The sequence below is a fragment of the Sphingomonas panacis genome, from assembly GCF_001717955.1.
Classification (GTDB): Bacteria; Pseudomonadota; Alphaproteobacteria; order Sphingomonadales; family Sphingomonadaceae; genus Sphingomonas; species Sphingomonas panacis.
The window spans coordinates 53,114-73,435 of sequence record NZ_CP014169.1 but is presented as its reverse complement, the minus strand read 5'-3'; the positions used below and the strand labels follow the sequence as shown (position 1 = coordinate 73,435).

Below are 20,322 nucleotides of genomic sequence, written 5' to 3'. Positions count from 1 at the left end.
TCTCACCTAGCGGCATCGGCCGCGCGGCACGGGCTCAACTCGGCTTGAGCGCCTGAGAAAGCCGCACAAGGGCGCGCTGCAGGTCGGAGTAGGCAATGGGCTTGCGCAGCACAAGGGCGTCCGGCAAGTCGTGGCCGATCCGCGCGGTGGCGTCCGCGCCGGCATGTCCGGTGACGAACAGGATAGGGATCAGGCGCGTGCGGCGGATCGCGATGGTGGCCGCAATGCCGTCCATGCCGCGAATGCCAAGATTGATGTCCGAAACGATCAGGCCGGGCTGCAGCTGCGTCGCCGCGGCGATCGCGTCCTCGCCGCGCGCGGTGATCGTGATCGAGACGAACCCCAAATCCTCCAGCAAGCTATCTAGCGTCCAGGCGATCATGGCTTCGTCTTCGATGATGAGGACGGGCTGTTCGAGAAAAGCCTGCGGCAGCGAACCGGCACCGTCCGGGCTCACGTCACCTGGCGGCGGCCTGTCGCCCGAGCATCGCCATCCGATCACGCCATGATCCAGCATCACGCGGCCTCCTCGGCAAGCGCGAAGCTGAGATAAAACCTCATGCCATCCTCGCGCCAGTCCTTGTTCATCGTCCCGCGCAGTTCATGTTTGACGCTGAGCGCGATCATTTTCGAACCGAAACCCTTGCGGCTTGGCGTCTGAACCCCGGAGATGCCGGTTTCGCTCCAGATCAGCGACAATTCGCCGTCTTTTACGGCCCAGGTCAGATTGATCTGACCTCCTGGGGTCGAGAGCGCTCCATATTTGACGGCATTCGTCATCAATTCATGCAGGATCATGCTAAGGCTGAGCAGGTGACGGGGCGCCAACAGCACGGTGGGACCGTCGACCGTGATCCGCGGCGCCGCCTCACTCAGATCAGCGCCGAACAGTTCGTCGACCAGCGCCCGCAATGGCGCGCGCTCCCAGGCAACGCTGGTCAGGATTTCATGGGAACGGGCGAGCGACGCGAGTCGCCCCTCGAAAGCTTTGGAGAACTCAGGAAGGGTGGTGGCGTTGCGCCCGGTCTGATGCGCGATGGCCGCGACGACGCCGAGCAAGTTCTTCACGCGGTGGTTGAGTTCGCCGATCATCAGTTCCTGCCGGCGCGCGGCGTCGCGTCGTTCGCTGATATCGCGGAGGAAGCCGAGGAAAACCGGCGCACCAAATTGTTCGGTGCGGGTAATCGACAGCTCTACGGGCAGCTCATAACCCGCTCGATGAAGCGCTTCGATTTCGAAATGCCGGTCCAGCACCGGGCCCGCACCGGTCGCCAGAAAGTGGCCAAGACCCTGCTCATGCGCTGCGCGATACCGAGGCGGGATGATCATCTCGCTCATCCGTTGCCCGTAGGCCTCGTCGTAAGACCAGCCGAAAGTCCGCGCGGCGACGTCGTTCCATCCCGCGATCGTGCCATCCATCCGCATCACCACCACGGCATCGAGCGCCGTCTTGAGAACGGCACCGAGACTCGCGCTGTCGAGATCATGCATCACTTCCATGAACAGGGGCTATCCTCCATGCGCAACGCCGTCCATAAATCGCAGCCCTAAAGTTGTTTTTTCGTGCGATTTCTGACCGGATCGAGCCTCTCGCTGGGCCCTCGATCCAAAAATTGACGCGAGATGTTCCGCCTGTCCTCCCGCTTGAGACGGTCTGTGAACAGCTTATGCTATAACGTGAACGTGCCAGCTGGTGACGTGATCAGCCGAACGGCAAATGCGAGCGACGCGGCAGCAGCAGCGGCACACCACAGAGCGCTTAGGCCGATCATGGCATAGGTGGCGGCACCTGCGATCGCGCCTAAAACCAGCCCGGCCCACAGCAACAGATAAGGTATCCATGCCCAGCGCTCACCGCCACGCAGTGCGGCGGCGATGTGTTGACCGCACTTGACCAACGTGCCGGTCATATATGTCACACCAATGCTGACTTCGCCATCGCGTTGGAACCGTGTTCACACAGCCATCGCGAGCGCCATGGCGATGCCTACGCCATCGTCGAAGCCGAGCCGCCCAAGTGCAGCACCGACAGACAAGAGCAGCGAAACCGCCCCCAACACAATTGCCTTGCGCGACCGCCCTGCAGATGAAGCAAGGAGCGAACCGACGACGACCCCCGTGACGAAAGCGGTGATCAATGACCCAGCGAGCACCGCCGTTGCAGTGCGCCCGGTTAAACCGACCGCCATCCGGGTTGACTTGCCGCTCATGAAGGAAACGAACGACCTACCAAGCCTCAGGAAGCCGACTTCGTCGACGAAGCCGGCCAACCCGGCCAGGCAAATCGCCAACAGGCGCGCGCGTCGTTCGTAGCGGAGTATATAATCCCTATAGAAAATCATCTCCCGGTGGGAACGTGCGCGACTATTGCTGTAGGAAGCGCATCTCACGCACTAGGGAGGGACTTGATCGCAGGATCTGAGGTTGAGCTCACTGCCCAGCGCCACAGTTCGTGAGCGGTCATCGGCTTGCCGTACAGATAGCCTTGAACTTCACGACAGCCTGCAGCGCGCAGCCAATCCTCCTGCGCTTGGGTCTCGACCCCTTCGGCGATGACATCAAGTCTGAAAGCCTCTCCCATCCGCAACACCGCGTCGACCACCGCGGCATCACATGATCCGGAATCAAGATCGCGCAAAAAGCTCTTGTCTATCTTTAATCGCGTGACCGGCAGTTCCTTGAGCAGGCTGAGCGAGGCATAACCGGTGCCAAAGTCGTCAAGAGCAATGCTGACTCCCATTTGTCGCAAGGCGATCAAAGCGGACGCGACGGGCTGGACGTTCTTGATGGCGATCGTCTCCGTGACTTCGATCTCCACCAAGCTGCCTGGAAGGTGCGTTCGCGCCAGTTCGAAAGCGACAAGCTCGGGCAAACCATTCGTGCGAAACTGGCACGCGAACAGGTTTACGCCCATACGTAAAGTCAGCCCATTTTGCTTCCACTTTGCAGCTTGGGTCAACGCGGTTCGCAATACCCATTCGCCGACGGCGGCGGCAAGCGGCATGCGGTCGAGCACCGACAGAAACTGAGCAGGGGATAGTAGCCCATGCTCTCGATGGCGCCAGCGCAGCAGTGCTTCGGCTCCGACAATGCGTCCATCGTCAAGGCAGACCTGCGGCTGATAGAGCAGTTCGAACTCGCCGGCCTCGAAAGCGCCACGTAACTCGCCCTGCAGCCGCCGCCGCATCTCGACCTGATGGCGCAGATGCGGCTCGAAAAAGCTGATGGCGCCCCCGCCCATATCCTTGGCGCGGTAGAGCGCGAGATCCGCGCTCGTCAGCAGCGCATCGGTGTTGGCGCCATGATGCGGCGCGATGGCGACGCCGATACTTGTATCGAGCTGCAACTCCTCGCCGTCTATCCTGAAGCCCTCATTGAAACAGGCGCGCATGGCATCGGCCATCCGGTGGGCTTCGCGCGGATCGCCGACACCGGGCATCAATAAAACAAACTCATCTCCGCCGAGCCTGGCAAGCAGGTGGCCATCGTGGATTCGTTCACGCAGGCGATCGCCGACGGCGGTCAGCAACCGGTCGCCCACGCCGTGCCCGAGCACGTCATTGACGTCCTTGAATCCGTCGAGGTCGAACAGCAGCAGTGCTCCCGACGCCGGTTCAGCGCCGCTTCGTCCCGATAGCAGATCATCGGCCTTTTCGTGGAACAGGGCCCGGTTGGGTAAGCCCGTCAGCTGGTCGACATGCGCGATCTGGGCAAGGCGGACCTCATTGGCGCAGCGCTTGCGCTCGCTCCTGCGAAGCTCGAGCCGGTCAGTGACCAGCTGTCCCAGGCTTTCTAGTTGGCGGATGAATTTGGGGCCGAACTCGCGCGGCTCGGGCGAAATGATGCACAACGTCCCCAGCACGTGCCCGGATAGGACGCGCAACGGCGCGCCGGCGTAGAAGCGAATGTAAGGCGGCCCGAGAACGAGCGGGTTCTGGGAGAAGCGTGGATCGCGCCGTGCGTCTTCGACGACCAAGACGCCATCTGCTTCGATCGCATGCGAGCAGAAGGAGATATCACGGGCGGTTTCGGTGACGTCGAGCCCGGTTCGCCCGGCGAATACCTGACGGTCTTCTTCGACTACCGAGATCAGGCTGATAGGCACATCGAACAAGGAGGCGGCAAGCGCGACGATATGATCGAATTCGGTCTCGTCTGGCGCGTCGGCGAGCTCATAATCGGCGATCGCCGCGAGCCGCTCGCTTTCGCGCGAGCCCTCAAGATGGATAGAAGCGCATGGCATGAAGAAGCGAACTCGACGCGGGCGAACCGGGACTTGTTAACCCTTGGGCCTTACCAAGAGATTAGCGTGCAATCTGAAAGACATTACGCAGCCGCAAGGAAGATTTCTGTCGTGCGCAGCGTGACTGTCGGGAATTGACCATGAACTGGCACCGGCTCAGGAGCTTCGTCATTCGCCATCGCGTCACCATTGGCGATCTTTCGCTGCTCACCGCGGTACTTGCCTCCGGTGCCTATATTGCGTTCGATGTCGACATCTTCATGCAGGAGGGCCAGCTCACACCCCGAGGCGCGGTGATCGAACTTGACGAGATGGCGATCCTCGGCGCTTTGCTCGCGATCGGTCTGTTGATTTTTGGCTGGCGCCGATATGCTGAGCAGAAGCGCGAAGTGAAACGGAGAATGGCGGCCGAAGCACATGCCCGCACGCTTGCCTATCAAGACGTTCTGACTGGCTTGCCCAACCGGCGCCAGTTCGACGATGCGCTCGTCGCAGCCTTGGCCGCGCCACCGCGCGCCGGCGGCGCCCATGCCCTCTATCTGCTGGATCTCAACGGTTTCAAGCAGGTCAACGACGTTCATGGCCATGGCGCGGGCGATGAGGTGCTGGTTGTGGTCGGCCAACGGCTGCGCGGCGTGATGCGCGACGGCGACATGATCGCGCGCTTCGGAGGCGATGAGTTCGCGATTTTAGCCCATCACCTTGCTGGGCCTGAAGCGGCGAGCAATGTCGCGCTCAGAGTGATCGAGGCGCTCAAGGAGCCGATCACTGGCGGCGATGGACGCCACCATATCGGCGCCGGTATCGGCATCGCACTGCTTCCTGCCGATGCGACGACACCGATCGAAGCGCTGCGTAAAGCCGATGTTGCGCTCTACCGAGCCAAGGCCGAACGCCGCTCGGCGATGCGGTTTTTCGAAGAGCAGATGGACTACCGCATCCACGAGCGCGTCCAGATGGAACAGGCACTGCGTGATGCAATGGAGAGCGGATCGATCGAGACGGTCTTCCAGCCGTCCTTCGATTTGCGCGACCACAGCATTGTCGGCTTCGAAGCACTCCCCCGCTGGCATCATCCCGAACAGGGCGACATTCCTCCCGAGCGCTTCATTGCGATTGCCGAAAACGCGGGACTGATACACGAACTGGCGGAGTCTCTTCTGCGCCGTGCCTGCCTAGCCGCCGTGCAGTGGCCCGTGCACGTGCGGCTGTCGATCGATATCTTTCCCCTTCAATTACGTGATGAGCTGCTCGCGGCCCGCGTCGTGCGCGTCCTGCACGAGACGGGCCTTGCTGCCGAACGGCTCGAGGTGGAGATAACCGAAAGCGCGCTCGTCGCAGATCTCGAAGCAGCCCGAGTCACCTTGGGCGCCTTGCGTGGTGCGGGCGTGCGGATCGCGCTCGACAATTTCGGGACGGGCTATTCGAGCCTTTACCATCTACGCAATTTTAAGCTCGACAAAATCAAGATTGATCGCAGCCTGATCGACGCCATGGGTGATGAGCGTGAAAGCGCGGTGATCGTCAACGCCATGATCGGTCTCGGCCATGGCCTTGGTGTTACAGTAGCAGCCGATGGCATCGACTTCGGCACGCAAGAGCGCTCGCTTCTCGGCACTGGGTGCGAGCAGGGCCAAGGCGCCTTACTGAGCGGACCGGTCTCAGCAGGCGAGACGCTGGCCTTTTTCGGCACGGCGCCAATCCGCAGCGCCAATCATCAATGGGGTAGGGATTGACGATGTCGGATACGCGCCCCGCAAGAATGGCTGCACGATAACGGCGGTGCCACTGATGGCAGGCGGGTCTTCGGTATTGATGCGAATACCGACGCGCATGACCGCGGTTTCCGATCGCGGACACCCGATCTATTCTGCGGTAGTGAATTGCGGAGGCGGCGAAGCAACAGTCGCGCCAGTGCCTCGGGCCTACGGCATGACTCTAGGCCCGCCGTGCTCAGTTTCCGTTAGCTGCCACTTGTGACACTTTACCTAGGGGTATCTGGTAAAGTGTCATTGCTGACAATCTCCGGCTAGAGCTCCGCTTACTGGATATGACCGCGATAGACGAACTCGATGAGGTCGCGGACCAGCTCGACAAGGCCGCTGGTCGGAAGCCCATCAAAGGGATTACCATGCGCCAGCGCATTGCGCCGAACCGCCAGTGTCGACTTCGTATTTCCGATTAGCTGACCTACGGCCGTTCCACCGCATTGCACGATCATCGGTATGTCCGCGTCGGTAAGACCATCGCTATCGACTATATATTCGATCAGTGCCGCGAGAGATCGTTGTGGCAGCGCATTGGCGAGCCCGGGCGCTTCACCAGCCTTGAGCCTATGTCTTGGCTTGCCTGGTATCTGCCTTCCGTACCGATCGTTGAGCGCCAGCTCGAGGGCAATGAGCGCCACCAGTTCGCCTGCCTTGATCAGATCGAAGTCGATCCAAGCCAGATAATATTGTTTGAGCGCGCTCGAACGCGAGTATTACGATGTCCAGCACAAGCGGATTGAGCGACTCTGCATCGATGAAACCACGCCAGCGCGCGATTGTGTCAAACTGGAGCTGGGCCAGCGGCGTGTCCTGCGCTGGCCAGTACAGGACGAGAGGTCCGGATCGGACCATGAAATTGAGATCGGGGAATTCTATAGTCTCGCGTTACTACGCAGCCATCGCTTTCCGCGCCGCGAAACACCCGGTCGCGCGGGATGGCTGCTGCCCGAGGGTCGGGCGGACTAGGGCGCTTTCCCCGCCCGTGAAGTGTCACAGGTGAAAAAACTACTCGACAGCGCACGAACGGGATTCACTTCCTCGAAGGCGGTGCTAAGATTCCCATTATGTTCCACCAAGCCGACCTCTTCGATGCGATGGGCGCGGAGCAGAATATCGCTTCCGAGAGCCTGAACTTACCGGCGCTGATCGAGCGTATCGCTGACTTTTCGCCACGGCCGCGCTACACCTTCATGGTCCTCAACCTGATCGCCAAAGCCGCTGGTGGCAACAGCGGGTCAGCCGGTCCCTATGTCATCGCCGACGACCAGAGCAGGATCCCCCTTCGCGATTGGCTCTGCGACTCTCTGGTACCAATGGCCAAACGCGATGCACGTCGCTTGATTATCGTTGACGAGGTCACGGCGTCGCTCGCGGAACAAAACGCTCTGCCAGACGACGCAGAGGAAGCCGCTCGTATGATCGATCATGAGGTGCGGACGCGCGTGCGACGCTCCGGGCGGTGCAATGTCAGTCGCGCCGTATCCGATCTCGTGCGCGCGGGTCTGGTTCGACGGCACTATCAGGGCTACCGGGTGGACCATCATAATCGTGGGGCGCAGCGCGAGGCAGTCTACACCATCACCGAAGCGGCCGCGTGCGCGCTCGGGTCTCAGCGAGCTTGACAGAGGTGAACTCTGCGGCACTGTTTTCATCATCCCAAGGATTTCACCGACTCGTTGAAACGAGACTTCTAGTGAAATATATTGCCATTTCAGCAGAATTGTGATTTCAACGGCTCGGTGAAAGACCCAACAGTTACCGAGCGACGCGCAGCAGAAGCGCTGAAGGCCTTCCTTGGATCGATCCCCCAATTTGCCCTTGGCCAGATGACGGTATGCGGCGAGCCAGGCGAATCCGATCGCGGTGTCGACATCGTTGCGGAAACGGAGTTCGCCGGCCGCCCGGTCAGGCTCGTGGTCGAGGTCAAAACTAACGGGCAGCCCCGGATCGCGCATCAAGCGGCCTACCAGCTCAAACGCTATCTGGATCAAACCGGCCAGGAGGGCGTGCCGATGTTCATCGCACCCTATCTATCCGAACAGGCGCAGGCCGCATGCCGCGACGAGGGCATCGCCTATCTCGATTTCCAGGGTAACGCTCGCATCGTCTTCGACTCCATCTTCATCGAACGTCAGGTCGAAGGAAAGCCGGATCCCGAGCGACGTTCCCTTCGCACCCTGTTCAAGCCCAAGTCAGCCCGCATCCTGCGCGTGCTGCTGAACGACCCTCAACGGGCCTGGCGCGTGACCGAACTAGCCGAAGAAGCCAAGGTCAGCCTGGGGCTGGTCAGCACGATCGGAGCGGCACTGCGCGACCGCGATTGGGCCGATCAAACCGAACAGGGGCTGCGCCTTATCGATCCTTCCGGTTTGCTGGACGAATGGGTACGCAACTATGAAAAGCCCAGAGGGGAGGAGGTACGCCTCTATACCCACCTCCACGGCAAAGCCCTGTCCGAGCGTCTGCGCGATCTCGCGCCTGAGGAGGGAAGGGTGGTACTCGCCTCGTTCAGCGCCGCTGATTGGTACGCGCCCTTCGTCCGCCAGAGCACCAGCTATTTCTACGCCGATGACAAGGGTCTCGGCGCCTTGCAGACGATCCTCAGTCTGAGCGCGCCGGCGAAAGGTGCGAACATCGTCGTGCGCGTCCCCGATGAGGATGGCGTGCTTGATGACGCGCGAGCGGTCGCGCCGGGGGTCATCGCGACCAGTCCGGTCCAGACCTACCTCGATCTCGCGGCAAGCGGCGAGCGTGGCGCCGAAGGGGCCGAACATCTGAAAGGCAAGCTTCTCAGGTGGCCCTCATGACCGACGAGCCGCAATCGGAAACCGATTACGACGATCGCACCAGCGCGGCGGTACGATCGGTGCTCGTCGAGATCGGCCAGACATTGGGCAGCTTTCGCGGCAAGTTCGCGGTTATCGGTGGCGCCGTTCCATGGCTGCTGCTCGAGGACAGCGAGATGCGCCACGTCGGCACCCTCGACATCGATCTCAGTCTCGACGCGCAGGCTCTGGTCGCCTGCGAGGAGTATGTCGCCCTTGTCGATGCCCTCCACGGTCAGGGCTACGCCCCACGCGACACGCTCAAATATTTCCAGATGGTCCGGACGGTGCAGCCGAAGGATGACGGGCCGCCGATTGATGTAATCGTTGATTTCCTGCGACCCTACGACGCCGTTCTGGAAAAGAACCGGCCGCCGATCACCACCGAGTTCGCGACCCAGCGCGCATCCGGCGCGGAACTTGCCATCCATTTCCACGAGCTCGTCGCGATCGAAGGCGACATGCCCAAGGGCGGGACCAACAAGGTGATGATCGCCGTCGCCTCGATTCCGGCGCTTCTCGCCATGAAAGGCTTCGCGCTCGACGGGCGCTACAAGCAGAAAGACGCCTACGACGTCTATTACTCGATCCGGAATTATCCCGGCGGAATCGACGCGCTCGCCGAAGATTGCCGCCCGTTGCTCGATCATCAGAGCGGTAGAGACGGCTTCGCGCATGTCGTCGCCAAGTTCGAAGACCCGGACGGCTACGGCCCGACATGCGTGCGCAACTTCGTCGAGGACTCCGATATCCTTGACGGCCGAACGCCGGACGAGTGGCAACAGGATGCCTTTGGTCAGGTCGATGCCTGGGCTCGTGCGATGGGACTGCGATGACACACCGATCTGCGGGGCAACGATGAAGCTCATTCACACAGCGGACTGGCAACTCGGGAAACCCTATGGGCGGTTCGACCCGGAGGTGCGCGCAGCTCTTTCTGAAGCACGCTTCGATGTCATCGATGCGATTGGTAAGGAAGCGGCTCTCCATGGCGCGGATCACGTCCTCGTCGCCGGCGATGTGTTCGACACGGAAGGACCGGAAGACCGCACGATTGTTCAAGCGATCTCCCGGATGGAACGTCATGCATGCCGGTGGTGGCTCCTGCCGGGCAATCACGACTTTGCACGCAATGGCGGCCTCTGGGACCGCGTGCGTCAACGAGCGGGCGCCGGCATTACCGTCTTGTCAGAGGCGCAGCCTCACGAGATCGAGCCGGACGTCTGGCTGCTGCCGGCACCGCTCACGCATCGCCATAATCTCGACGATCCCACCGAGCGCTTCGACAGCATGGATACATCAGGCGCTCGCATCCGCATCGGCCTTGCCCACGGATCGATCCGCGACTTCGGGACACAGGGCGAAACCAAAAACCAGATCGCTCCCGACCGGGCCCGTCGCTCTTCCCTTGATTATCTTGCGCTCGGCGACTGGCACGGGACACTCAATATCGATGCGCACACCTGGTACGCCGGCACCCCCGAAACCGATCGTTTCCAGCGTGATGATCCCGGCCATGTGCTGCTCGTTGACGTTCAGGAGGGTCGCGAACCGTTCGTTACCCAAATCCGCACGGGACGTTTCCAGTGGATCAGGCGGACCTGGATGGTGAACGATCAGGCCGGCTTCGATGCCGAGTGCAGCCAATTGTTGGCATCTATCGATCCACCGTCGACGCTCCTCGAGCTGTCCCTGGCAGGAATCACCAGCCTCACCGACCGGGTCGGGATGCTTGGAAGACTGGAAAACGACGTCGGACACCGCGTCCGTTATCTCGACGTTCGATCCGCCGACCTCGTCGGCCGCCCCAGCGAAGATGACCTGGCAAGCCTCTCGGTAGAGGGCATGCTCGGTGTAGCGGCTGCGAAGCTCTCCGCCTTGGTGGAAACTGGTGGTCCAGACGTATCGGTCGCGAAGCGGGCGTTGGAACGCCTGTTCGTGGAATATAGCCGAGAGGACAGGGCATGAGCCTGTACCTGCGTCGGATCGCCGTCGACGGCTTTCGCAAGTTTCGGGAGCCGATGGCGATCGAAGGCCTGACCGACGGTCTGAACATCGTCATCGAACCCAACGAGACCGGTAAGTCGACAGTGCTTGAGGCGCTGCGCGCCGCATTTTTTGTGCGCCACAGTACGAAGAACCAGCTTGCCCAGTCGTTCGCCCCTTACGGAGAAGCCGTCGGTCCAGAAATCCGAGTCTCATTCGATGCCGATGGTGCACCGTGGACTGTGACCAAGCGCTTCCTGCGGGGCGCCTCGATCGAAGTCACCGGACCCCAGGGCAAGGCTCAGGGCGAAGAGGCCGAAGCGCGTCTCCACGCACTTCTGGGGTCGGTTCGCGACACCAGCCAGAGGGGCGACGCCGGGACCTATGGTGCTCTGGGGCTCCTCTGGGTGGCACAGGCCGAGGCGCTCACAGTCACCGCGCCAGGGCAAATCGTCCGTGACACGGTCCGCTCGACGCTTGAAGCAGAGGTCGGCTCGATCATGGGTGGCCCCGCCTACACGCGCGTGCGCGCCAGAATCGACGAGCAGTTCGGGCGTTACTGGTCTCCGACGGGGCAAAAACGGGGACGACAGAACGAGGCGCGAGAGCGTGTCGAAATGGCCGACGCGGCCGCGCGCGACGCCGCTGAACGTCTGGCCGGACTGGAAATGACATTCTCCGACCTCGAAACCGCGCGTGCCAGGTTGAAGGTTCTTCACCGTGAGATCGCCGACGACACCGATGCCCAGACGCGCAAGGATCTTTCCGCCTCCCTTGAGACCGCGCGCGCAGCCGCGCAAATCCTCGCGACGCGCCGGGCCGAGCATGAAGCCGTCACCGCCAAGATGCGCGGCCTGCAAGATCTCGTCGACCGTCATCGCAAGGCAGTCGAAGAGCGCGACAGCGCCGAACTCGCAGTCGCGCAAGCGCGAGCGCGCCGCGCCGACGTCCGTGACGGCTTAGCCACGGCGCAGCAACGACTTGTCGATGCACGTACCGCCCTGGCGGCTGCGCGAACCGCGCGGCAGGAAGCTTGGAGCGCTCTGACTACGGGTGAGGAGGTTCTGCGCGCATCGCGTCGCAAGAGTGCTGTTGCTGCGGCCCGCACGCGGCACGCCGAACTTGTCGACTTTGAACGGCTTCAGGACGAGGCCAAAGCCCTTGCCGCGACGCTTATTCCCGCAAAGATCATGGAGACGATTGAGGCAAACGAGCGCCTTGTTGCCGAAGCGCGCGCACTGCAGGCAGCGGGCGCCACGCGGATCGCCCTGTCGGGCGATGCTACTGGCATATCGATAGAAGGCGAGCCGATGGCGCTAGGCGAACGAGTCCTGACGGGCGAAACCCGTGTTCGGCTCGGCAGCGCCGAGCTTATCATCACACCACCGGCAGGGGCCGCAAGTGCCGAAGGAGCGCTCTCCTCTGCGCTGGAACGGCAGAGGTCCGCGCTTGCGGAGCTCGGCCTCAACAGCCTGCCGGCGGCACGCGCACAAAACGATGCTGCGCGGGATGCCGCAAGCGAGCTGCGCACAATCGCCGCTCGCATCGCCGGAGTGACGCCGGCCGATGACAGCATCGGACTCGCTGCCGGGCCTGAGGCGCTCAAGCTTTTCATCGTGGAATTGAACGATGATGCGGATACGGACCCAGCTGAACTGCCGGATATCGCGCTCCTCACCATAAATCTTGAAGCAGCCGATACTGCGCTTGCACGCGCGGTAGGTGCTCAGGAAAGCGCTGTCGATGCCCTTCGCCGTATCGAACAGGAGGACGCGCCGCTGGCCAGCGCGGAAGCCGGCACCGCCAGCACTCTCGCCAACGCAACGACCCAGATTGAGACGATTGAGACCCGCCCCGAATTTCCAACCCTTGCCGCCGATGTCGCTCGTGCCCGCGAGCAGACTGCCGTGGCGGCTGTGAAGCTTGAGGAGGCTTCGCGCGACGCTACCGCGCACGACCCGGCGGCGATTACGCAAAAAATCGAGACGATCGACGCGCGGACGAAGGCGGCGGGAGAAGCGCGGATCAAACTCGAGATGGACGTCGCGCGACTGGAAGGGACCATCGAAAGTGAAGGAGGCAAAGGCCTCGCCGATCGGGAGGCTGGTGCTCGCGAAGAGGCGGAGGCGGCGCGCGCAGCACTGCAGCGGATCTCTGAGGAAGCCGACACGCTCAAGCTGCTGCGCGACACGCTCGACGAAGCACGCGATGAGACGTCAGCCAAGTTCGTTGGACCTGTTGCAAAACGGGCGAAACGGCACATCGAGCGTCTGTTGCCGGGCTGCGACCTTAGCTTTTCAGAGGACCTGACCCTTGAGGCTGTCGTGCGTGGCGGGCTAAGCGAAGGGTGCGGCGATTTATCGCGCGGCACACAGGAACAGCTGGCGGTACTGACGCGGATCGCGTTTGCAGACATGCTTCTGGACCAGGGCCGGCCGGTCTCGCTGATCCTGGACGATCCGCTCGTCTATGCCGATGATGCGCGGCTCGACTTGATGGTCGAAATTCTGAGCGAAGCGGCCGAGCGGATGCAGGTCATTCTGCTGACCTGCCGCGATCGGACATTCCGCCATGTGGAGGCTAACCGGCTCAGCCTTTCCGCCAATCTGAAAGACCGCGTCAATGCGCCTGCGGCCTGAACACTCCTTGACCGGTTGGGACCAGCGGCCCACCCTCAACTTAGGGGGATGAATGCTGTGGCGCGGACTGCCGAATATTCAATCAAGGGTTACGTTTATCAGTTTCTCCGGTACCTTTCGGAGATTCTGTCAGCTACTGACGGCGCTACGATAACGATCGAAGGAGCGATCGAGGACATTGACGTCACGACACGCGACCTGACTACCGCCGTCCAATGCAAATATCACGAGCAGGTTGAGAAGTTCACACTAGGTAAGGTCTACAAGCCAATCCTGCTGATGCTCGAGCACTTCTCGAATCATAGCGCCCCTCCTAAGGTTCATTACAGACTCTTTTGCTATTTTCCTGGTTCGTCCGGGTCGCAATCATTAACGCACGCCGAGCTGCAGACAGTACTCGCCACCAATTCCGTGCCGCTAAAGGCGATAGTGGCGCGCGTCGCGCCAGGAGCGAATCTGAACCTGTTTCTGAGCCGGTTTTCGATCGAATTTGGGCCTACCTGCGAGGCACTTCAGGACACGGTCCTAGCGTCGCTGAACGCAAAGGGCTTCTCGCCCGAAGACGTCGATGCGATCGTATATCCGAACGCCTTCCAGCGCATCGTGGACTTAGCTACCCGGTCAACATCGGCGGAGCGCACGGTTGAACCATCGGCTTTCATCACGGCGCTGCATGATGTGCGGCAGGTCACCTTCACGCGCTGGACCCGCGAGCTTGCGACCCGCGCCAAGATTTTCCAGCGACTGCGCAAAGATCTAAAATTCTCGCTCAGCCAGAATTCGCGAGGGCGGCACTTTGTTATCGATCCGACGATGATCGCTAATTTCGACGGAGAAATAGTCAGATTTATCAAGAAGTTCAGCGAGCGTTACAGCTTCAAATATCTGCACGCCAACCCGCCGCTTTTCGCGATCACTGGAGAATATGACGTTGGCGCACTGCAGGCGAGATTGCACGATGTCGGCCTCCGATGTGCGAACGGCTTGGTCGGCGGCACAGAGTTTCGGCCCACTGAACTTTTCCGAAAGCCGATGCGGCGGAAAAGCCCAGACGAACTCGAGTTCAGGGTAAGGTTAGCTAAGCGCGCGGTCGTGACAGAAATAGGCCAGAAGCGACCTGACGACCTGTTCCTCGTGAACATCGCCGACGACGACTGGGACCATCCGGACGTCAACGTTCACAGATTCGAGATCGAGCGCCTCTCCGACCTGGAATACGCGCTTCAGTTAAGGAACGACTATGCTTGAGCTTGGAGCCCCAATCGGCTGCGTCACCGATAGCTCGCCCTCCCTTATTCGGATTGAAATCAGCGGGGCGGAGGAGTTTGAAAAACACAAGTCGAAGCTAGGCGTAGGACAATATCTCCTCATCGCCTCAGGGAACAGTCTCCACCTGCTGAGCACGATCACGGCGGTCCGCGCGTCTCACACCGAGCGCTCCCACGGCTCTGGTGATGCCGATGGCGGCGGAGAAGTCGAGGCAGTCGCCTTCCGATTTCAGGTCGACACGCAACCCATCGGGACCTTGTCTGACGAGAGCGAATTCACGCGCGGCTCACATTCATTGCCGGTGCCGACCGAATTTGCCTATGTTACTCCTCCAGAGGTATTGAGCAGCATCTTTTCGGACCAGATCAAATCTCCATTTCCGCTGGGTACGCTCAGCATCGCCCCTGAAGTCCGGTTCGACATCGATGGCGACCGGTTTTTCAGCAAGCATGTCGCCGTCGTTGGTTCGACTGGATCCGGCAAGTCATGCGCCGTAGCCAAAATCCTTCAGACGGTGGTCGGGATCGAGTCCAAGGCGAACAGCCATAAAGCCGCGCAAAAGAACGCGCATATCGTGATATTCGATATCCACGCCGAGTATGCTGCAGCGTTTCGGCTTGCCGATGAGGAGAGTTTCACACTCAACCTGCTCGACGTGGACAGTCTCCGACTGCCCTATTGGCTGATGAACGCCCAGGAGCTGGAGGAAATGTTCATCGAGAGCAACGAACTCAACTCGCATAACCAGGTTTCGCAATTCCGCCATGCCGTCGTGCGGAACAAGTGTCGGCATAACCCTGGACTTTCAAACGTATCGTTCGATAGCCCGGTTTATTTTTCCGTCGACGAGGTAGTAACCTATCTGGAGAACATGAACTCAGAGGTCGTCGGCAAGTTGCCCGATGAAGGAAAGCCGAAGCTGGCAGACGGAACGCTCGTCGCGGACAGAGATGCGTATTATTTTGATGGAGCGCAGAGCTTCGTGGTCTCTTCCACTGCAGCTGCCACAAAGGCGTCGAATGGTCCTTTCCACGGAGAGTTCGATAGGCTCATCCTCCGGCTCCGTACCCGTCTCGCAGATCCCCGCCTTCGCTTCCTCTTCTATCCGCAGAAGGCCGATGGCAGCCCCTTATCGACCGGTGACTTTGCCGATGTGGTGCGCCAGTTCACCGGCTACCTGACGAAATCGAACGTCTCCATCGTAGACCTCAGCGGTATCCCGTTCGAGGTTCTGAGTATCGTTGTGAGTCTCATTTCCAGAATGATCTTCGACTTTGGATTCCATTATTCGAAGAGCCGACACGTCGGCGGCCAAGTCAGCGACGTCCCGATCATGATCGTTTGCGAGGAAGCGCATAATTATGTGCCTCGATCCGGCGGAGCTCAATATGACTCTTCTAGGAAATCAATCGAGCGGATCGCCAAAGAGGGTCGAAAATATGGGGTGACGCTGATGGTGGTTAGCCAGAGACCGTCGGAGGTCTCCGAGACAATCTTCTCGCAATGCAGCAACTTCATTGCGCTACGGCTCACTAACTCAGTTGACCAAAGCTACATCAAATCGCTGCTTCCCGACCTGTCTGCTGGGATTGGCGACCTCCTTCCCAACCTTGGTCAAGGCGAGTTTCTCACAGTTGGGGATGCGCCATTGATGCCGACCGTCGGACGGTTCGCCTTGCCGGTGCCTGAGCCGCATTCGCGAAGCGTCAATTATCTTCAGGAGTGGAATGCCGGATGGCGCGAGGTTAATTTCGACGACGTCATCGAGCGTTGGAGGGGCAAGATGCTTGCTGCCTCATGATATTCAGCGCGCCGCCAGTCGGCTGGCCTAGCCTTCCGTTAGGGCGGCCGAGCCGTTCCGCGACTTGGAAAGGTGACCATCGCTCGCCATCGGACTGGGCCAATTGCGCCGCGGGGGCTAAACCGAAAACAACTATTGGCCGGGGGAAACTGATTCGTGGACGATTTTGAACAGCAGCCATTTGCGGATGCGGAGTTTGCCGAGAACCCGGAGCAACGCTGCCCATGTGTCCTCCTGATCGATACCTCCTCCTCGATGCGCGGCGCGCCGATCGATCAACTGAATCAGGCTCTCATTGAGTTCAAGGAAGAGCTGATTGGCGACGCCATGGCGGCAAAGCGCGTCGAGCTGGCGATCATCACATTTGGCCCGGTCCAGACCCGAACTGACTTCACCACCGTCGACGGCTGGTATCCTGAGGCCTTTGAGGCAAACGGCGTCACGCCTCTTGGGGAGGCCGTTGTGTCGGCCCTCGATCTTCTTCGGGAACGGAAAGACCGGTACCGTGCGAATGGGATCAAATATTACCGCCCTTGGATATTCCTCATCACCGACGGCGCCCCCACGGACGACTGGCAGGAGGCTAAGCGCCGCGTCCATGCAGGCGAAGAGCGCAAGGAATTTATGTTCTATTCGGCAGGCGTAGAGGGCGCAGACATGTCGGTGCTCTCCCAGATTGCCACGCGTGCCCCGCTCAAACTTCGTGGCCTTGCCTTCCGGGAACTGTTTCAGTGGCTCTCGAGCTCGCTGAGCGCTGTCTCGCAGTCCAATCCTGGCGACGCCGTGCCGCTTGCCAACCCCACGGCACCGGACGGTTGGGCCGTTGCCGGCTGATCCAGGGAAGTGGCGATGGGCCGCGGCCTCGAGGATCGGAACGTCGCACCTTAAGGCCGGAACCCGGAAGCAAGACGCTTACACCGTCAAGATTCCAGGGCGTGATACGCTGTGCGCGATTGTCTCGGACGGAGCGGGTAGCTCGAGCCACGGCGGCGAGGGCGCCTCCCTTGTCTGCCGTATGCTGTCGACTGTCATCTGCGATTGGATCGCGCTCCAAGGCGGCCTGCCGTCCGATGATCAGATCCACGAGTGGCTCGATTCTATCAGGGACCGGCTCGCTTTGGTCGCTGGGAAGCGTGAGCTCACAAAGCGTCAGTTCGCGTCGACGCTGATTGCCCTTGTCGTCCGCGGCGAGGAGCTGCTCGCGCTGCAGATCGGCGATAGCGCGCTGGTCGCGCGCAAGGCAGGGCGGTGGGAGGCTATCTGCTGGCCCGAGAATGGCGAGTTTGCGTCCACTACTTATTTCGTGACCGACGATCCCGAACCGCGCCTCCTGATCATTCGCAGAGCTGCCGGCGACTATGATGCCTTCGCTGCTTTTTCTGACGGAATAGAGAGCATCGCGTTGCACCATGCCAACCGGGAGCCGCACGCACGCTTCTTCGATCCGATGATCAAGCCCATCGATCAGGCAACGCAGCGCGGGCGACTGGCCGCCCTTTCGGCAGCTCTGGGCCGCTATCTCGACGGCCCGGCAATTTGCGACCGTACCGACGATGACAAGACGCTGGTACTGGTATCGCGGGGGTGACCCACCCGCCGATTAAGATCGATGGCCGGCCATTCGCGCTCGGAAAACGCATCGGCAAGGGGGGCGAGGGTGAGGTCTTCGCTGTCGAGAACAAGCCTGACAGCGCCGTTAAAATCTACAAGGATGAGCTGCGCGCCAAACGCGAACCCAAGGTTCGCGCGATGGTCCTTGCCGACCTTGCCGACACCACAAAGTTGGTGGCGTTCCCCGCTGCCATCGCGACAGACGGCCGAGGGGGCTTCCTCGGTTTCCTGATGCGCCTCGTATCAGGCTACCGGCCGATCCACGAACTCTACGGCCCCAAATCTCGCAAGGCCCATTTCCCGGAGGCTGACTACCGCTTCCTGGTGCGCGCAGCGCTCAATGTGTCCAACGCAGTGGTGAAAGTCCATCAAAGCGGCTGCGTCATCGGCGACTTCAACCATTCTGGTGTTCTCGTATCGAACAAAGCGACAGTGTCGCTCATCGATGCGGACAGCTTCCAATATTCCAAAGACGGCAAGCTGTTCCCTTGCGTTGTCGGGGTGCCTGACTTCACGCCGCCCGAACTACACGGCGCCGATCTATCGACAGTCCGCCGCACCGAAGTGCACGACAATTTCGGCCTCGCAGTGGCGATCTTTCACCTGCTGGCAATGGGAAAACATCCTTATGCGGGCCGCTTCGCCGGCGGTGACCTTTCGATGAGCAACGCGATCGCACAGCATCGCTTCGCCTTTTCGCAGGTCCGCGTGTCCGAGACGCGTACCACACCGCCGCCCGGGTCGGTGAGCCTCAAGGACTTCCCGCCGCAGATTGCCGCCGCCTTCGAAGCGGCTTTCGGCCGAAATCCGGCGGCGCGGCCGAGCGCGGTCACTTGGGCGACGCTGATGAAGGAACTTGAGCAGGCGTTGAGCCACTGCGGAAAGGTTCGGACCCACTATTATCCGTCAGCGGCGTCATCCTGCCTCTGGTGCCGTGTCGCCGGCCAGTCCGGGGTCGACATGTTCCCTGACCTGCTTGGGCCCGCCCCTCAGATCGCACCCGGCGGGCCGTTCGACATAGAACGCATCGCGGCGCAGTTCGCGGCGATCAAACTGCCTGATCCAACCATGTTGCTTCCAACATGGTCGGGTCAGATTTCCGCCGCGAGTGAAGCGGTAGCCGCGGCCAATCGCGCCCGCATGGGCCATCGGGCCTTGGGGGCCGCGGCGATGATTGCTGCCATCGGCGGCTTTCTGGCGGCCGCCAATTTCGCGATCGTGTGGATTGGCATCGGCATCTTCGGCCTCATCAGGTTCTTCGGCGGTTCGGTCGAGCAGGCACCGTTCAAGGCGGCCTATAGCGACGCAGACAACCGGGTTCGCTCACTTCAGCAGGGGTTCGTTGATCGGCTCGGCCTAAGCGAACTCGTCACGGTCAAGGCCGACGTCGAAGCATGGATTCGATCGTACCGCGATCTCGATCGCGACCTTGCTCAGAATATCCAGAAGCTGAAGGCATCGCGCGAATCGCGCAAGCGGGAGGAGTATCTTGATCGCTTCCTGATCCGCCGTGCCCGCATCGCCGGTATCGGCCCAGCCAAGACGGCGACCCTTGCGTCCTATGGGATCGAGACCGCCGCCGACATCAAGTCAAACGCCGTCCGCGCCGTGCCCGGCTTTGGTGAGGCGATGACGGCGAAGCTGCTTACCTGGCGCAAAGCACATGAAGACAGGTTTACCTACAACTCGACTCCAGACGCCTCCGATGTTCAGGCTGAGAATGCCGTGCGCGCCAACTGGGCCACGAAACGAGCTAATCTGCAGACTAAGATACGCTCGGCCCTGACGGCGCTGCAGACAGGTCCTCAGCAGGTCGCAATCCGCGCGCGGAACGGCGATCCGGCTCTGATGGATGCGCTCGCGAAGCGCGCGCAGGCAGCACACGATCTCAAGGTGCTTGGAATGACTGTGCCGACTGCTGTGCCATTCACGATCCAGACCCGGCAGGCTCCCTCACCGGTGCAATCGCCCGGTGCTTCGCCTCGCTCCGCACCAGTAGGAAGCGCATCTGCGCCGAGCTGCCCGCAATGCGGATCTTCGATGCAGCGCCGGACCGCTCGGAAAGGCCAACGCGCCGGTAAGCAGTTCTGGGGTTGCACCCGTTACCCGACATGTCGCGGGACGCGAAACTGATGAGCGCCGATGTCAGTTTGCCGAATTCATCGGATGGGTTTTCCTT

At 61.1% G+C, this 20,322-nt stretch carries 16 protein-coding genes and 1 pseudogene; 12 read left to right on the top strand and 5 right to left on the bottom strand.

The features are described 5' to 3' along the window. Positions 1 to 34: 34 nt before the first annotated feature. From J0A91_RS23530 to J0A91_RS23515, 4 genes and pseudogenes are all read right to left on the bottom strand, one after another. Positions 35 to 517, bottom strand: a complete 483-nt coding sequence (locus J0A91_RS23530; protein WP_069207658.1) for a response regulator — start codon at positions 515 to 517, stop codon at positions 35 to 37. Beyond that, positions 517 to 1,500 carry a sensor histidine kinase gene (locus J0A91_RS23525; protein WP_069207657.1) on the bottom strand — a complete coding sequence of 328 codons (984 nt, stop codon included), beginning with the start codon at positions 1,498 to 1,500 and terminating at the stop codon, positions 517 to 519. The genes J0A91_RS23530 and J0A91_RS23525 overlap by 1 nt, the downstream gene beginning before the upstream one ends. Before the next feature lie 170 nt (positions 1,501 to 1,670). After that, positions 1,671 to 2,270 (bottom strand): annotated as a pseudogene (locus J0A91_RS23520) (YoaK family protein). A gap of 116 nt (positions 2,271 to 2,386) precedes the next feature. Then, positions 2,387 to 4,243, bottom strand: a complete 1,857-nt coding sequence (locus J0A91_RS23515) for a putative bifunctional diguanylate cyclase/phosphodiesterase (RefSeq protein ID WP_069207656.1) — start codon at positions 4,241 to 4,243, stop codon at positions 2,387 to 2,389. 140 nt (positions 4,244 to 4,383) lie between these two features. Between J0A91_RS23515 and J0A91_RS23510 the strand changes: the two genes are divergently transcribed. Beyond that, a complete protein-coding gene (locus tag J0A91_RS23510; RefSeq protein ID WP_069207655.1) occupies positions 4,384 to 5,979 on the top strand; it encodes a putative bifunctional diguanylate cyclase/phosphodiesterase in 1,596 nt (531 codons plus the stop codon). Between the two features lie 305 nt (positions 5,980 to 6,284). On the opposite strand, the gene J0A91_RS24980 is transcribed toward J0A91_RS23510, so the two are convergent. Continuing rightward, positions 6,285 to 6,650, bottom strand: a complete 366-nt coding sequence (locus J0A91_RS24980) for a hypothetical protein (RefSeq protein ID WP_069207654.1) — start codon at positions 6,648 to 6,650, stop codon at positions 6,285 to 6,287. Positions 6,651 to 6,702: 52 nt separating this feature from the next. Between J0A91_RS24980 and J0A91_RS24975 the strand changes: the two genes are divergently transcribed. The 11 genes from J0A91_RS24975 to J0A91_RS23455 all read left to right on the top strand — a co-directional run bounded on the left by J0A91_RS24975 (position 6,703) and on the right by J0A91_RS23455 (position 20,276). Beyond that, complete coding sequence (locus J0A91_RS24975; protein WP_069207653.1) at positions 6,703 to 6,978, top strand: hypothetical protein; 276 nt, start codon at positions 6,703 to 6,705, stop codon at positions 6,976 to 6,978. Positions 6,979 to 7,076: 98 nt separating this feature from the next. Next, positions 7,077 to 7,634, top strand: a complete 558-nt coding sequence (locus tag J0A91_RS23500; protein ID WP_069207652.1) for a hypothetical protein — start codon at positions 7,077 to 7,079, stop codon at positions 7,632 to 7,634. Positions 7,635 to 7,715: 81 nt separating this feature from the next. Then, complete coding sequence (locus J0A91_RS23495) at positions 7,716 to 8,819, top strand: type IV toxin-antitoxin system AbiEi family antitoxin (protein WP_069207651.1); 1,104 nt, start codon at positions 7,716 to 7,718, stop codon at positions 8,817 to 8,819. Then, positions 8,816 to 9,673 (top strand): nucleotidyl transferase AbiEii/AbiGii toxin family protein, encoded by an 858-nt coding sequence (locus J0A91_RS23490; RefSeq protein ID WP_069207650.1) that lies wholly within the window; start codon positions 8,816 to 8,818, stop codon positions 9,671 to 9,673. Before J0A91_RS23495 ends, J0A91_RS23490 begins: the two co-directional genes overlap by 4 nt. 22 nt (positions 9,674 to 9,695) lie before the next feature. Further along, positions 9,696 to 10,805: a metallophosphoesterase family protein gene (locus J0A91_RS23485; RefSeq protein WP_069207649.1), complete on the top strand. Its 1,110-nt coding sequence runs from the start codon at positions 9,696 to 9,698 to the stop codon at positions 10,803 to 10,805. Beyond that, a complete protein-coding gene (locus J0A91_RS23480) occupies positions 10,802 to 13,462 on the top strand; it encodes an AAA family ATPase (RefSeq protein WP_069207648.1) in 2,661 nt (886 codons plus the stop codon). The genes J0A91_RS23485 and J0A91_RS23480 overlap by 4 nt, the downstream gene beginning before the upstream one ends. Before the next feature lie 57 nt (positions 13,463 to 13,519). Continuing rightward, on the top strand, positions 13,520 to 14,710 hold the full coding sequence (locus tag J0A91_RS23475) for a ferredoxin reductase domain-containing protein (protein ID WP_150127127.1): 1,191 nt from the start codon (positions 13,520 to 13,522) through the stop codon (positions 14,708 to 14,710). Next, complete coding sequence (locus J0A91_RS23470) at positions 14,703 to 16,532, top strand: ATP-binding protein (protein ID WP_069207646.1); 1,830 nt, start codon at positions 14,703 to 14,705, stop codon at positions 16,530 to 16,532. Before J0A91_RS23475 ends, J0A91_RS23470 begins: the two co-directional genes overlap by 8 nt. Positions 16,533 to 16,688: 156 nt before the next feature. After that, positions 16,689 to 17,366 carry a vWA domain-containing protein gene (locus tag J0A91_RS23465; RefSeq protein ID WP_069207645.1) on the top strand — a complete coding sequence of 226 codons (678 nt, stop codon included), beginning with the start codon at positions 16,689 to 16,691 and terminating at the stop codon, positions 17,364 to 17,366. Continuing rightward, the gene (locus J0A91_RS23460) at positions 17,323 to 18,120 is read left to right on the top strand and encodes a PP2C family serine/threonine-protein phosphatase (protein ID WP_338057001.1); all 798 of its coding nucleotides are present in this window, start codon (positions 17,323 to 17,325) and stop codon (positions 18,118 to 18,120) included. The genes J0A91_RS23465 and J0A91_RS23460 overlap by 44 nt, the downstream gene beginning before the upstream one ends. Further along, a complete protein-coding gene (locus tag J0A91_RS23455; RefSeq protein WP_069207643.1) occupies positions 18,117 to 20,276 on the top strand; it encodes a helix-hairpin-helix domain-containing protein in 2,160 nt (719 codons plus the stop codon). The genes J0A91_RS23460 and J0A91_RS23455 overlap by 4 nt, the downstream gene beginning before the upstream one ends. Positions 20,277 to 20,322 lie beyond the last annotated feature (46 nt).